The organism is Methylobacterium sp. WL103 (assembly GCF_008039885.1).
Taxonomy (GTDB): domain Bacteria; phylum Pseudomonadota; class Alphaproteobacteria; order Rhizobiales; family Beijerinckiaceae; genus Methylobacterium; species Methylobacterium cerastii.
This window is the reverse complement of sequence record NZ_VRUX01000056.1, coordinates 1-14,509: the sequence shown is the minus strand read 5'-3', so window position 1 is coordinate 14,509 and position 14,509 is coordinate 1. Positions and strand designations below refer to the sequence as shown.

General features: G+C 58.3%; 12 protein-coding genes and 2 pseudogenes. 8 read left to right on the top strand and 6 right to left on the bottom strand.

Translation table 11 applies throughout. From position 1 onward, the window contains the following. The 3 genes and pseudogenes from FV222_RS06215 to FV222_RS06205 all read left to right on the top strand — a co-directional run. Nucleotides 1-116, top strand: a pseudogene (locus FV222_RS06215) (IS5/IS1182 family transposase); the annotation flags it as partial. Nucleotides 117-414: 298 nt separating this feature from the next. Then, a complete protein-coding gene (locus FV222_RS06210) occupies nucleotides 415-3,693 on the top strand; it encodes a glycosyltransferase (protein ID WP_147813471.1) in 3,279 nt (1,092 codons plus the stop codon). A gap of 468 nt (nucleotides 3,694-4,161) precedes the next feature. Continuing rightward, nucleotides 4,162-4,801, top strand: a pseudogene (locus FV222_RS06205) (transposase); the annotation flags it as partial. A 53-nt stretch (nucleotides 4,802-4,854) separates the two neighbouring features. On the opposite strand, the gene FV222_RS06200 reads toward FV222_RS06205, so the two are convergent. The 4 genes from FV222_RS06200 to FV222_RS31005 form a co-directional block, all read right to left on the bottom strand. After that, complete coding sequence (locus FV222_RS06200; RefSeq protein ID WP_147754692.1) at nucleotides 4,855-5,607, bottom strand: IS6 family transposase; 753 nt, start codon at nucleotides 5,605-5,607, stop codon at nucleotides 4,855-4,857. Between the two features lie 88 nt (nucleotides 5,608-5,695). After that, nucleotides 5,696-6,061, bottom strand: a complete 366-nt coding sequence (locus FV222_RS06195; protein ID WP_147754691.1) for a HigA family addiction module antitoxin — start codon at nucleotides 6,059-6,061, stop codon at nucleotides 5,696-5,698. A gap of 47 nt (nucleotides 6,062-6,108) precedes the next feature. Further along, nucleotides 6,109-6,387, bottom strand: coding sequence for a type II toxin-antitoxin system RelE/ParE family toxin (locus tag FV222_RS06190; protein WP_147813469.1), 279 nt, complete (start codon nucleotides 6,385-6,387; stop codon nucleotides 6,109-6,111). Nucleotides 6,388-6,909: 522 nt separating this feature from the next. Further along, on the bottom strand, nucleotides 6,910-7,134 hold the full coding sequence (locus tag FV222_RS31005; protein WP_147813467.1) for a hypothetical protein: 225 nt from the start codon (nucleotides 7,132-7,134) through the stop codon (nucleotides 6,910-6,912). Between the two features lie 202 nt (nucleotides 7,135-7,336). Here FV222_RS31005 and FV222_RS06180 point away from each other — a divergent pair. Further along, a protein-coding gene (locus tag FV222_RS06180; protein ID WP_147813465.1) for an IS3 family transposase occupies nucleotides 7,337-8,505 on the top strand; the annotation gives its coding sequence in 2 pieces (ribosomal slippage) (nucleotides 7,337-7,601 and nucleotides 7,601-8,505; 1,170 coding nt in all). A 327-nt stretch (nucleotides 8,506-8,832) separates the two neighbouring features. Next, nucleotides 8,833-9,888, top strand: coding sequence for a DUF4214 domain-containing protein (locus tag FV222_RS06175; protein ID WP_147753252.1), 1,056 nt, complete (start codon nucleotides 8,833-8,835; stop codon nucleotides 9,886-9,888). Nucleotides 9,889-10,181: 293 nt separating this feature from the next. Here the strand turns inward: FV222_RS06175 and FV222_RS06170 are convergent, their stop codons facing one another. Further along, nucleotides 10,182-10,574, bottom strand: coding sequence for a hypothetical protein (locus FV222_RS06170; protein ID WP_348644187.1), 393 nt, complete (start codon nucleotides 10,572-10,574; stop codon nucleotides 10,182-10,184). A 196-nt stretch (nucleotides 10,575-10,770) separates the two neighbouring features. On the opposite strand from FV222_RS06170, the gene FV222_RS06165 reads away from it, so the two are divergent. The 3 genes from FV222_RS06165 to FV222_RS06155 all read left to right on the top strand — a co-directional run bounded on the left by FV222_RS06165 (nucleotide 10,771) and on the right by FV222_RS06155 (nucleotide 13,928). Beyond that, nucleotides 10,771-11,265 carry a hypothetical protein gene (locus tag FV222_RS06165; protein ID WP_147813463.1) on the top strand — a complete coding sequence of 165 codons (495 nt, stop codon included), beginning with the start codon at nucleotides 10,771-10,773 and terminating at the stop codon, nucleotides 11,263-11,265. A gap of 513 nt (nucleotides 11,266-11,778) precedes the next feature. Next, a complete protein-coding gene (locus FV222_RS31835) occupies nucleotides 11,779-11,907 on the top strand; it encodes a recombinase family protein (RefSeq protein ID WP_147753254.1) in 129 nt (42 codons plus the stop codon). A 266-nt stretch (nucleotides 11,908-12,173) separates the two neighbouring features. Then, complete coding sequence (locus FV222_RS06155; protein ID WP_147753255.1) at nucleotides 12,174-13,928, top strand: hypothetical protein; 1,755 nt, start codon at nucleotides 12,174-12,176, stop codon at nucleotides 13,926-13,928. 71 nt (nucleotides 13,929-13,999) lie between these two features. Here the strand turns inward: FV222_RS06155 and FV222_RS06150 are convergent, their stop codons facing one another. Beyond that, the gene (locus FV222_RS06150; protein WP_147753256.1) at nucleotides 14,000-14,293 is read right to left on the bottom strand and encodes a hypothetical protein; all 294 of its coding nucleotides are present in this window, start codon (nucleotides 14,291-14,293) and stop codon (nucleotides 14,000-14,002) included. Between the last annotated feature and the right edge of the window lie 216 nt (nucleotides 14,294-14,509).

Sequence of the window (14,509 nt, the reverse complement as noted above, 5' to 3'; positions counted from 1 at the left end):
ACCGCTGCCGCCGCCTCGCCAAGGACTGGGAATGCCAAAGCCGAAAGGCCCTCGCTTTCCTCCACTGGGCCTCCGTCCGCCTCATGATCCGTAAGCTCTGCCAAACCGCACAATGATCCCGGACAGACTCTTACGCCATACGAATTTATCTGCCAAACCTGGACGACAGAGCCCGAACGCTTCAAACTCGAACCGTCACACCATATGCCACGACTAAACATCTGAAGGGATTACGTGATATTAAATTTTTCAAGTAGCAGTAAAACTTGATCTTTTACCCTCCAAAACATAGACGACCACCTCCTCCTGCCGCAATTGTCATCTGACTGAAATCGCTTCAAAATCGCTCAGAAACGCTGATGATTGCATTTACAATTTTTGGCGCGCAAATTCCCATAGAATCATGAGTGACTTATGAACTTACCGAACAGTCATATTGAAAATGCCATCAATGAGATGTTAATAGTTATTCCTTCGATTAATGGGGGAAAATTACTTTTCAGAATGTTTAGCTCAATGCGTAATGTACTGCATCGGATAGTCGTCTTAGATCAAGGGAGTACGGACGATACCGATGTAGTTTGCAGTGAGTTTGGCGTGGAAATTATCCAACTAGGCACACCTCGAACTTACACGCAAGCTTGCAATATTGGAATGAGTCTCGCGAAGGAACGAGATTGCCGATATCTCGTTGCGGCAAATAACGACATTAGACTTATTACGGACGTCTGCCGCCAGCTTCTTCGAGAGATGCTGCGCGATGACAATCTCGCCATCGTCGCCCCGGCGCAGATGGTCGTGGATGAAGTTGCAGGCGAGCGAACGATGACCTACCGAGTTAAATGGAATCTCACTGATGTAAGCTTTTCTCATGACCATACGGCTCCTGACCGACGTATTAAACGGCTCGAAGCAGATTTTTGTGAGCTTACTTTCGCTCTTATTCGCATTAGAGCTGCAGATGAGGTAGGTTTTTTAGACGATGACTTCGGCTTTTACTACGAAGATGCAGACTTTTGTTTCCGACTGCGTGAGGCTGGTTACGCAAGCGCTTATATACCTGAAGCACAAATCGAGCACTTCACAAGCTCGACTTTCTCAGGTGATCTCGCCCCTCGGAGAAAGAAGTACCTCCACAATAATAAATTCTTGTTTGCGAAGAAACACCTCGGCTATGGAGTCAATCATGCAGATCACGGTACGACTGGTTCGACTTCCTGGGAGGTCATGAATCGTCATCTACACCATACATTGCGTTTGAACGGTCTTCTTGACTCGACTAAGCCAGAACTAATATTTGCTCATCCCGGTACAGAGCCTTTTAACTACCTCTATACTGCTTGGGAGACGACCCGACTCCCCCTTGGCTGGGCCGAAGCGGCGCGGCGCTACAAGAAGGTCATGACAGCGTCACGGTGGATAAAGGCGGTCTTTGAGGCTGAGGGCGTACCGGACGTGACGTGGGTGCCGCCCGGAGTTGAGACAGACGTTTTCACCCCTTGGGGTCTGCGCGACCGCCCGTTCAATGAAACGACATTCCTGTGGTTTGCCCGCAATCAGCACCGTAAGGGGCTCGACGTTATACGTGCGGCCTGGACCGCGCTGCGCATGCAACGCCCTAACGTGCAACTCATCATCATGGGACAAGACGTCCTTGACGTCTTCGGACTTCGCGCGGAAGCCACACAGGTGGGCAACCTTCGCATGGCGCGCATCACGGATGCCAACGTAAGCGTCTGGGAAATGGTGGACTCTCTTTCTGATGCAGAGATCGCCCAAATTTATCGTGGTGTTGACTACTACGTGTCGACTGCTCGATCGGAGGGATTTGGCTTCTCAACCGCGGAAGCAATGGCCTGCGGAACAATACCAATTTTTGGCCGCTATGGTGGCAGCACTGATTTGGCGTGCGAGGGTGCGCTCCTCTTTTCAGGACAACCTGTCCTAGCAGATTACAGGGACAAGGGCTTTGGAGATGTCGGCTATTGGTGGGAACCCGACGCGGCCGAGATCCTGGAACGACTTAACGAGGCTTGTGCGATGGATGCGGAATCATATTCCGGGCATTCACAGGTTTGTCGCAAACACATTACGGCTGGATTCACGTGGCGGCACACTGCCTTTACGATGCGTGCGGCGCTTAAAGGTTCACAATATCAGCGTGAAGTCGTTCCAGTAAATACAGACACGGGACATGACGCCACGCGTAATGAAATTATTGGCTTTGCTTCACATCTAGAGACTATTAATCAAACATCAAAACCAGGTATTTTGGATCGATATCTTGCGTTAGGTCGTAAACGCAAGGGGATTCAAATCTCAAAATATTTTAGCTCTTTTGACAAAGAATACTATATCAGAAACAATCCGGACGTATTCCTCGACGGGCAAGACCCTCTTGAGCATTTTATTAGAATTGGGTGGAAAGAAAGCCATCGAAAGCCTTCGAAATATTTTGATACACGCCAGTATATTGCTGCAAATCCACAAGTGCGACGGGCGCTGTTGCGCGGGGAGCGCGTCTTAAAAGGTTTTAAATCACCAATCCCTCTTGATAGAACTCCTGCAAAGACCGGCGTTCTCTTTATCGGCTATGTTGAAGCTAGCCTCGGACTTGGTGAGTCACTTCGCAATTTGATATCATCCGTCGCGCGGGAGCCCTTTCCATTTGCAATCTATCCCTACAACGTGCTTGTAGAAGACCGCTTCTCCGGGCATTTCATGCCTGAGCGCTATGATCTTGAGAGCAGATACCGCGTCAACGTCTTCGAAGCCGCTGCCGACCAGCTACCAGCTTTCTATAAAAATTTTGAGCACCGATTAGAGGGGAGTTACAATATATTTAGAACCTATTGGGAGCTTTCAGAAACACCTCGTGATTGGGGACGTCTGCTCGATCGCATACATGAAATTTGGGCGCCCACTCGGTTTGTTGCAGAAGCCTTCCGCAAAATTTATGATGGCCCGATTACGATCGTACCGCCATGCATCAACGTTGAAATTCACGAGCACCAAGATCGCAACTTTTTCGGTTTAGATAAGTCGCGGTTTTATTTTCTTTTCAGCTTTGACTATAATTCTTGGCCTTCACGCAAAAATCCTATTGGAGTGTTGGAAGCTTTTGCTAAAGCATTCCCGGGCAATGAAGACGTTGGTCTTATCATTAAATCAACCGGTGCACCCGAACACAGCCCTCGGACGCGAGCCTTAGTCGCGGCGGCTGCGGCGCGAGACTCACGCATCCGCGTGATTGACTCTACTTTAACACGGGCTGAAATTCTTTCTCTAATCAAACAGTCCGATTGCTATGTTTCACTCCACCGAGCCGAAGGCTTTGGTCTCGGTATGGCGGAAGCAATGGCGCTTGGAAAACCCGTAGTAGGAACAAACTTTTCAGGTAACACAGATTTCTTGACTGAAGAGACAGGATTTCCTGTTTCTTTTAAGCTAAGACCTCTCATAGACGGTGAGTATGTCTTTACGGACCACCAGTCATGGGCTGAGCCTAACGTTGTGGATGCTGCTGATATATTGAGGAATATCTACCGTAACCCAGAATTACGGCGGATGCGCGCCGCGGCGGGCCGTACATTTATTAACACTCAGTTCGGGCCAGAAAACATTGGCCGTCTTGCTACTAATCGTTTGCGGCAGGTACTTGCGTTACTCGAAAATATAGCAAAGTCAGTATAATATAAATTACGTTGTTGGGGTGGTTCGTCACAGATGCGATCTCGTCGATGAAACGGTTCTTCTCCGCCCGTCCCCTGCCTCCTTTTCGAACCACTGTGCCGGTGGATAGCTCCCCGTGAGGCAGTAGAGAACGCGACAGCGTTGTCACGCATTAAGATTGTCACGTGTGATGACGCCGTCATGCTTTGCAGCTTCCTGGGGCGTTTCGGTTGAATCCGGTATCCCACAATCTTATCCCGTTCGACGCGTTCAGTGTCTTCGATCTGCAGAAAAATGGATTATCGCAGGTTCGGGTCGGATCGCAGCGACTAACGCTGGGCTCGACAAACTGAATACGGCAGCCTCGATCATCGGATGCGCCTCCCATCCTCGGGTACGGCTGACAGGCCCACGTGGTGGCCCTTGGCCGCCAGCGCTTCGAGCACGAGGTACTTCAGCGTGCCCCTGCAGTTCAGTGCCTCTTGGCGGAGTGCGTGTGATCAGAAGGCCTACATCCAGGGGATCTCGACCCCCTCATCCTGAGCTTGTCGAAGGATCGGTCGATAACCTCGTCCAAGCCACGGGTGGCACTGGCGTGTCGAAGAGCCAAGTCATTCGGCTCTGCCAGGAGATCGACGAACGCGTCGGTGCATTCCTCGACCGCCCCATCGAGGGTGAGTGGCCCTATCTCTAGATCGACGCCACGTACGTGAAGGTGCGCCAGGATGGCCGGATCGTCTCGGTGGCGGTGATCGTGGCGGTCGGTGTCAACAGTGGCGGCTGTGGTGAAGTGCTCGGCATGGACGGGGGCCCGTCTGAGGCCGAGACGTTCTGGACGGACTTCCTGCGCAAGCTCGCCCGGCGCGGTCTGCGCAGAGTCAAACTCGTGATCTCGGACGCGTACGAGGGCATCAAGGCCTCGTTGGCCTAGGTAATGAATGCCATCTGGCAACGCTGTCGCGTGCACTTCATGCGCAACGTCCTCGCTCATCCGGGTCGCTCGGGCCGCCGCGTCGTCTTGGCCTTCATCGTCACCGCGTTTGCCCAGGACGACGCTGATGCGGCACGTCAGCAATGGCGACGGGTGGCCGATCAGCTCCGGCCGAATGTGCCCAAGCTCGTTGCGCTGGGCGTGTTGCAAAATCGGATCTGAGACGCGGAACGACCTCTGCCGTCCCGCTTTCACGCTTTGTTCGCCTGGGGAAGCCCGAAGCAGAACGCGAGTAGCTGGTTCTGTTCGCGCACCGTCCATGCGCCGACGAAGCCGAAGCCCTTGCGCAGCCAGAGCATGGCCTCGAAGCCTTGGATCGTGCGGCGCGCCGTGTTGAACGAGCGGAAACCACCCACCCGCGGCATCGACCGCTTCACCCGGAAGTGATCGCCCTCGATCCCTTGCTGCAGGTGCTTGGTGACGTAGTGGGTGGGTTTGCCGGGCAGCAGTCCCTCTTTTCGGCTCTCGGCGATGGCCGGCGGATAGGTGCCGGCCCCATCCGTACCGATCCGGTCCGGGGCCAACAGCGGTTGATCCTGCAGCATCTTGCGGAAGAACCGCTTGGCGGCGTCGAGATCCCGGTTTGCGGTCAGCAGGAAGTCGACCGGACTGCCGTGCTTGTCGACGGCCCGGTAGAGGTAGCGCCACTCACCGCGCACCTTGATGTACGTTTCGTCGATGCGGACCGACCCGCAATGCGCCTTGCGGAAGGTCCGCAGCCGCTTCTCGATCATCGGCGCGTAGGCCAGCACCCAGCGGTTCAGGGTGCTGTGATCAACCTCCAGGCCACGCTCCAGGAACAGCTCCTCGATGTCGCGATAACTGAGCGGGTAGCGCAGATACCAGGCGACGGCCTGCACGATGAGCGCCGCCTCGTAGTGCCGGCCTTTGAAGTCGGCCTTGGCGCGCTGCTTCAGCTTGGCAGCGATGGCAGACAGGATCATGGGCCGGCTCCAGGGCGGAGGCGGCAAGCTGGTCAGGGATGGCTAACGATCCGTGAACGAGGGCGCATTCACGTTTGCGACAAGCCCATCATGCTGCCTGTGCCTCCTGGGGCACCGGCTCAATGCCGGCCAGTTCGGCGCCGATCTCGGCAAGCAGGGTCTCGCTCTCAAACCGAGCTTGAAGGTTGGCCCAGAACTCGTGCGAGGTCCGGAAGTACCGAGCCAGCCGAAGCGCGGTGTCGGTGCTGATCCCGATCTCCTCCCGCACGACGCGCTCGATGCGGGAGCGGGGGAGGCCGAGCGCCTTGGCAACCGCGCCCGCACTGAGGCCGAGCGGGACCATGAACTCCTCACGCAGGATCTCACCGGGGTGGAGCGGCGGAAGCGTCTCTAACTCCGTTGCGGCCTCAAAGGCCTGCCGCACGTCTGCGATGCTCTCGATGGTGTTGGTCATGCCGCCCGGTCCCAACCAGCGGTTTCAGGGGAAGGGCGCGTGCGCCCTCAGTGATAATCGGTGAACTCGATCTGCCTCGCGCCTGCCTCGGTCCACACGAAGCAGATGCGGAACTGGTCATTGACGGCGATGGCATGTTGCCCGGCACGATCCCCCTTCAACGGGTGGAGCTTGTTGGACGGTGGTGCTTTCAGGTCGTCCAGGGCCTTCGCGGCAACGACGGCTGCGATCCTGCGCCGGGCAGCCTTGAACAGGTCGGCGGGGAACCGCTTCGGGCAAATGCCCCTGTGAACCGATTCCGTCACCTTGTCCCGGAACTGGTTCATTGCTCCGCCCGTGTTGCGCTCGGTGATACATGTATCATCCGATGCAACATGGAAGTCAAGCAGATTGGTGTCATTTAGTGCAACACATCCTTCCGTAATGAGGAGGAGCGCCGGGGGACGCCTCTTCCATGTACGAAGGGCTTGAACGGTCGCGGTGTGCTCAGCCCCATGGAGGGGCAGTGCGATGGCGGTCGATCATGATTGCGGGAGCTTCTGCAATTCGGCAGCGCCCGGAAGTGCGTGGGCCGGCTCTTGACGAATGCGACCCAGGCCAACGGAGCCATAGTCAGGTCGTATGGCTGCGCGGGAACGACGAGGACCGCGAGGCAGAGGCGCCGGAGATCCTGTTGCCGGTCGTGACGGCCGAGCGTGTCGTGATCCCGTTCGCGGCCCTCCCCTGGGGCGGCTCGGGCAACGTCGTTGCGTCTGCCGGCGTGGCACTGCTCAACATGGTCGGGGCGCGCTGATGCCGACGACGCGTCCTCCGATCCGCTAGCACCGCGGCTGGCGGTGCGCTCGCTCTTACCGCACCGATCCCGTCGTCTCGACCTCAGCCCGTGAGACAACGGAACTCGCCTTGGTGAGGGACGGCGTGGTGGTCAGATCAGAGACAGCCCGGACGTTCGCCGTTGCACGAGCCTGCTCACGGTAGAGCGGCGGGGTGAGATTGGTCCGCTCATCTGCTATTGCTGCACCAGCGAAGGTGGTGAAGGCGAAAGCGCTAAGAGCAAACGCACGCATGGACATAGTCGTGATCCCTCAGGGTTTTTCCAGGGGCTTCGCCCCGCTTCGGGAGGGAACATGCATCGCACTGCAACATGCATCAAACAGATTGGATCGATAGTAGATATCGATACGATCAATGATGCGGATGGCACTCAAACTGGCCTGCCTCCTGAAAAGTGGTCCTCCCTGAGGTATGGCTTCGAGCCATGTGGAGGATGTTTTCATGGGACGGAAGAAGCATACGGCTGAAGAGATCGTCGCCAAGCTACGCCAAGTGGATGTTCTGGTCTCACAAGGTCGCAAAGTTGCCGAAGCAATCCGGTCCATTGAGGTGACCGAAGTCACGTATTATCGCTGGCGTTCCGAGTACGGCGGTCTGAAGGGCGATCAGGTCAAGCGGCTGAAGTCCTTGGAGACTGAGAACCAGCGTCTTCGTCGAGCGATCTCCGACCTGACCCTGGAGAAGCTGATCCTGAAGGAGGCCGCCTCGGGAAACTTCTGAGCCCGGCTCGCCGCCGGGCTTGTGCCGACTACGTCGTTGCCGAGCATGGCGTGTCGGAACGCTTCGCCTGCCGTGTTCTGGGCCAGCATCGTTCGACACAGCGCAAATGCGCCGTCTTGATCGAGGACGAAGCCGCCCTGACGGCTGCGATCATCGCGTTGGCGCTCCAGTACGGGCGCTACGGCTACCGTCGGATCACGGCGATGCTCCGGCGTGATGGCTGGACGGTGAACGTGAAGCGCGTCGAACGGATCTGGCGACGAGAAGGGCTCAAGGTTCCGGCCCGCCAGCCCAAGCGAGCGCGCCTTTGGCTCAACGACGGCTCGTGCGTGCGACTGCGGCCAGAGCGCCCCAACCACGTCTGGTCGTACGACTTCGTCGAGCACCGCACGCACAACGGGCGCAAGTACCGGATGCTGAACGTCATCGACGAGTTCACCCGCGAGTGCCTGGCCATCCGGGTCGCTCGCAAGCTGAAAGCGCTCGACGTGATCGACGTGCTCTCGGACCTGTTCAGCTTACGCGGTGTGCCAGAACATATCCGCTCGGACAATGGACCGGAGTTCATTGCCAAAGCAGTTCAGGCCTGGATCGCAGCGGTTGGATCAGCAACTGCGTACATCGAGCCGGGCAGTCCGTGGGAGAACGGCTATTGCGAAAGCTTCAATGCGAAGCTGCGCGATGAACTCCTCAACGGCGAGGTGTTCTACACCCTCAAGGAAGCCAGCGTCGTGATCGAACAATGGCGGAAGGACTACAACACCATCCGGCCGCACTCGTCACTCGGCTACCAGCCGCCTGCGCCACAGGTTGTCATCTGGCCACCTGAACCCAGCGGTTCAGCGCCGGTCGCCCACTCCGCCATCGTCACGCGACCGACGATGCACTAACTTCGAACCTGGGTCACCGAATGGGGGCAGGCCAGCAAGGGCAGTACCGAGTCAGCGCGCCCTTCCTACTTAACTCGGTATATAATACTTAAGTATTTAAAAACTATACTATCAAAATAAGAACGACGCTTCTAATTCGATAAGCGATCGAGACAAGCGCCAGTTTCATGATTTAAAATTAGATAAATTATTTACAAAAAATCGTTTTTATAGCTTTTCAATAGATTTACCGTCCCTCCCACTTATGCAACCTAATATTCAATCCTGGGTTGTGTTTCCTGCGGTGATAGCACATCGTGAGGCTGCAATTGAGTAAAGTGAGGGAACATGGCACTCTCCATCAATCTTGGCCTCCTTGGCGGCGGCTCTTCTCCATCAAATTCAGCTGGAGGATTATTGAACCTCAACCTGGATCCATTGCTAAATTTGAATGTCGGCGCGGGGGGGGCGAGCACAACCGGTACGACTGCTTCTTCATCAACGATCAATCTCGGCCTAGACCTTGGTACCGGGTCCACCTCTCACGACGGCGGACTCTTGGGTGGCCTCTTCGGAGGTGGCACGGCGACTGGGACCACTGGCCTTATTCCGGGTGGCATCTCAGGGATCGGCCAAACCATTATTGACCTGACGGGAAGTTTGCTAGGCGGGACGGGAACCGGCACCGGCGGGACGGGCAGCATTCCAACAAATGCTGGCACGCCTGGCCTTACTATCACGGGCACGTCGGCGTCTGAGACGCTCCAGGGAACCGCCGGCAATGATACCTTTTCCGCTCTCGGTGGGAATGACGTCATCTTTGGCAGGGGCGGCAATGACGTCGTTGATGGTGGCACCGGTATCGATACCTTCGTCACCAATGGTGCGATCACGCAATTCAATGCTGCTGCCCAAAATGGTGTCCTAGCCCTGCAAAACACATCTACTGGTGAAATCAGCTACACGGCTAATGTTGAGAGGATCTACTTCACCGATAACAAGGTCCTAGCGCTCGATTTCAATGGCGATGCTGGACAAGCATATCGGCTCTATCAGGCAGCTCTCGATCGGGCGCCCGATGCTGTTGGCTTAAAATATCATGTGACTCATCTTGACCAGGGCCAAAGTCTACACGATGACGCGCAAAGTTTTCTGACCTCTCCGGAGTTTAATCAGAAGTATGGTTCGAACCTTACGGACCAGCAGTTCGTCAACGCCCTGTACAGCAACACACTGCACCGCGCACCAGATGCAACTGGCTTTGCATACTGGACGAACAATCTAGCTAACCACACGATGGATCGTGCGTCAGTGCTCGTTGGTTTCTCCGAAAGTCCGGAAAATCACAACCAGACAGATCACCAGCTTCAGAATGGCATTCTGCTCGATTATGGTGTCGCTTGAAATTTAGATGTTACGTTCCCGCCCAGCGTAATGCTGGGTGGGATTACAATATTTCTTCGACATCGCTTTAGTCAGTGAGTAGCGATACGTGTAACAATTGTATTTAATTGGCAAACAATTTTAGACCATCGCCGCGCGGCCCTAGAAGGCCAAGATAAGATTTTTCATCTTATTTTTATTCAGATTTAAGTTGATCCTCATCATAGCCGTCCATGCAAATCAGGCCGATTGGCCTTCGTTTGCGAGCGCCCGCGTGAGAGCCAGAATGCGTCGTCGGAGCTAGCCGCGGAACATCAGCGCCGCCTTGCCTGTGCCCAGACGTCCGCCATCGCGAACGGCATCTGCAGGGCGGCTTCGACCATGATCTCGCCGACGCAGCGGTAAACGTCGAGCAGCTGCCACAGATCGAGGCAGTGGCGCGGCTCAGACATCGTCGTCGACCAGGTCGCGCACCATGGCGTCGCGCTCGGCCGTTGTGTCGGCGAGCCGGTGGATGTGAAGCTCGGTCGCGCCGTTCGGCGGCGGACGCCGAGGACTACCGCGCTAGGCGTCTCGATCGTGCCGGCGTCGGCGAGGTCATGCACAATGACGACGTAACGCCGGCCCGACACGCCGCGCCACGAGCTCATCACCACGTGGGGCTGATCGCGAAGCCCGGCGGACATCCTGAGGCGCACCTCGCGCACGGCAGGCTGGTCCGGCTGGATCGCGCTCCGGAGCGCAAGGCTCCCGGATAAGTCGCGGCGGTTGGATCGCCACGTAGAGGATGTTGTCGCGGCCGCACTCCGGCCCCGAGACCGAGGAGGAACACACAAGGACCACGGCGAGGAAGGCGTTCATCGGCGAGGACCTTCAGAGGCTTCGAGGCCCGAGAGGGCGAGGATGACGATCGCCGCGATGAGGAGCCCAGCCGCGGTCGGCGCAAGCGACCGTGATCCTATGGCCCAGGCGGAGTACAGGCGGCGTTGGGAAAGGCGGGTGGCGTCAGGCCTTCAGGCCGAGCGGCGGGCCTGCATCCGCAAGCGCGTGCGGGCGACGTTGGCGAAGCCGTCCAGAGGCCGCCCAGCGGCGGCAGCGCTCCATTTAGGTCTGATAAAGCGCGGCCGAGAGTCGGCGCCCGTTCTTGGGGCTCCTGTGAGTCTGGAGGCAATGCCAGGGATCTCGGCATTGAGGGTATCAGCCCCGCCATCCTCCGATTTCTGGAGGATTGCCTCGCTGCCGGCCATCCTCGTGAAGCTCTCCGACAACGAGGACGACGCCGACGCGGACCGCATGGCAAAGCTGGCCGCGGCGACTCGGGCCCGGCTTCTGGCGAAGTACGAGTCATCCATGGCGATGCTACGCGAGGATGCACAGCCGAGGGGTTGGGAGGGGTAGGAGGCAGTTAGCCTATGAACCGGCTCTTGTTCACCTAACCCTGGGCAATCTCGGCATGGCAGGTCGGCCAGCACCAAGTGAAGTGAAAAAGCTGACTGCCAGGCTTCTACTGGACTTATCTAAGCCGTACGGACAGCGCATAGTCGCAAAGATAATTCTCGCTGGGAGGGCGATTGATGCGCAGCGTCATTGCGACAGTGTGGCTTGTACTAGCCGCTGTATCCACCGCGCACGCAGCAGGTAAAGTGCTACCGAAGGCTGAGACAAATCAGAGCATCGAGAGACCTGACACATCGAGCCAAGATCGCGAGAAGAGGGCTTCGCAAGCTGCCGAGGAGCAAGGCATTCGCGACTCGAAATTTGAAGCCGCAGTAGCAAAAGCGACAAACTCCATATGTGTGGGATGTCAGTCCGCAGCTAAGCCGCAACGTACGAAATCGCTGCGCGCATCGTCGAGCCGTGGCATCAGGGATTGAGGCATCTTTCGATAGAGCACAGACGGGAACGCCGTCGATGATCGTCAGCAGCGTAGCGGTCCTGCGTCAGATCGCGGCTGGCCTGAGCGCACGGGGCATACCGACAGCCCGTGGCGGCACGTGGTCGGCGACCCAGGTCCAACGTGTTCTGGAGCGGGTGGGGTAGCGCAGGTACCAGGAGACGGCCTGCACGACGCCACGAAGTTGCGGCCTTTGAAATCGGTCTTGGCGCGCTGCTTCAGCGTCGCAGCAATGGCGTGAAGGATCATGGCCGGCTTCAGGGCGGAGGCGGCAAGCTGGTCAGGGACGGCCAACGATCCGTGAGTGAAGGGACGTGCGCGTTTGCGAAAGCCCCGTTGTCGACCAATACCCTTGCGACGACGCAAGGCGGCGTCACTCTGCACACCAAACGCCTTCACCCCGGACGATCTCATGCGTACACGCCTCCTCATCGCCGCTACGGTGGCGATCATCATCGCCTCCATGCCTGCCGAAGCCGAACAGCCCCCCGGCTCGGTGGGTCTCATGTGGAAAGAGCATCGCCCTATCCCGGCAGGAGCATCGCTCGGTCTACAGTGGGATGGCGTCTTTCAGGCTGCCCCCGAGGCGTTTTCAAGGGAAGAACCGCGCTCTGCAGGATCGGTGTTGCGCCGGGAGGCCCTGTTCACTGGCGGCCTCTCTGAGCGCCCCCCTGCTTCTCGGCTCGACGATGCCTCGTCTCTGCTCGACGCGGCGCTTTGCGACGGCACAGACGAGACGGCCAAAATTCAGGCGTATCTCGAAGGTCGCCCCGCCGGCGCTGTTATTCGCCTGCCCGCCGGGCGCTGGTGCTCCGTCACTTCGCTGAAGGTCCCCCCAGGAGTCACAGTCGAAGGGGCTGGGGGCGTGCCTGCCAATCCGGGCGGCACCAACCAGGGGGTGACACTGGGCCTCGTCGGCGGCATCCGCCTTGAACATACCGGCACGATCACCCTCAACGGTGCTTCGGGTTTGAGACGGACCATCGTGCTGCGCGCGGATAGGGGCGTGCCAATGTCTCTGCCAGCTGCGGACGGTTCGGCCTACAGGGGGGACTGCATCACCGCCGCTCCTGCGTCCGGCTCCCTCGGGACTGCCGGCGCCCGTGGGGCCGATGGATACGTCATCGAGGATGTGCTCTGCGTGGGGCAGGCCCGCGCTCTTGTCTCGGTCGGCGCATCTCGGGCAACCGTGTCGCGCTTTGCCTTCGACGTGAACCCTGGCGCACCCGGAAAAGCAGCGATCACCTTCAGGCAGTCGAGCGACGTCATCCGGGTGCGCGACCTGCATGGCTGGCCCTACGGCCGCTCAGACAAGAACGGGGCGGCCCTGCGGAGCGTCGGCACCGGTCTTCTCGTACAGGGCCAGAACGACGGGCTTCAGATCGACGGAGCGCTCCTGATCAACTTCGACATCGGAGCCGACTTTCAGAGTACCGCCGCCCTCGATATTGGCCGGCTATGGCTCGATACCGGTATCATGGGCCTGCCCGGCACCCGCGGCCTGCGGTTCGGGGCCAACGTCACCAACGTGAATATCGGGCTTCTTGAAGTGTGGGGCTCGGAGATCGGCCTCGAAAGCGCGGCTGCGAACGGCAACCGCAACTCCATTGCGATCGCCCATTTCGAGGGCCAATACGGCTACCCGCTGGAGATGAGCGGCGGGAACCTGCATATCGGCAACGCCACCATCCGGAATGCCCCAACGGGCACCTCGGTGATCGGCCTCAACAGCACCGCCTCGTTCCTGTCCGGTTTGTTCAACGTCGAGGTCAATCTGACCGTCCCGCCCGTCGCACTGACAGCCGGTGTTACGACGGACAAAGTCGCGGACCTGCGCGTTGTCGCCCCTTACCTGACATCAGGCATCCCGACCTTCGGCGCGCATAGACTAACATTTCCGAGCGTGCCACCGACTGATCCTCTAGCCATCCCGGCCCATAGCGACGAGGTGCGCATCAACGGCGTCATCAATAGTGGCAACATCTCGGGCTGCTGGGGCAGCCGGCTCATCACGATCGAAGGGAGCGCGAATGGCGGAACCCTCTATGCGGGCGGTAACATCCTAACAGCCTCGGGCCGGAACCGTGCTATGAATGCGGGGTCGGTCATTCAGTTGCGCTGCAATCCGACCCTCGGGAAAGCGATCGAGGTCTTCTACCAGCCATGACGGCAAGCCTCGCAGCTGAAATGGGCGGGGGGCCGTCCACCTCATCAAGCCCCCCTGACTGACCTCACCTGCTAATTTGCCGGCGTGTCAGGCCGTGTCAGCAGCGCTTCGATCTGCTGAAGGTCCCGCAGCAAACCCTGGAAGGCTAGAAGCGAGCCCCGCAACTGCGCCACCACCTTCTTGTGGAGCAACGGCTGTCCGTTCTCGTCGATGTCCTGCACCAGGGTGCACAGCAGGATGCTTGGGACACCGGTCGGGTTCAGGCCAAAGACCGGCGCCTCGTCGAAGTAGATGACCGGTGCATCGATTGCCCCCTCGACGGTGAGAGGACCGGTGGTCGCTTTGGCGGGCTGCTGATCTGGCATGGACTGTCTTTCTGATTGTAGCGCAGGGCAACGCCTGGGCGGGCCGAAAGGGCCAAGCGATGTTGGCCTGTCGCGGCAGCCGGCCCGACGTAAGCGCTCGGTGGAGGCTCGGCGTTGTATTTCGGTCGCGTCGTCTTCCTGAAGGCCGGCTGACCGAGGGGATGACCGTGCGCCGATCTGGATGTTTTGCGGTGACGAGATGCTTTTCTAGCCCGA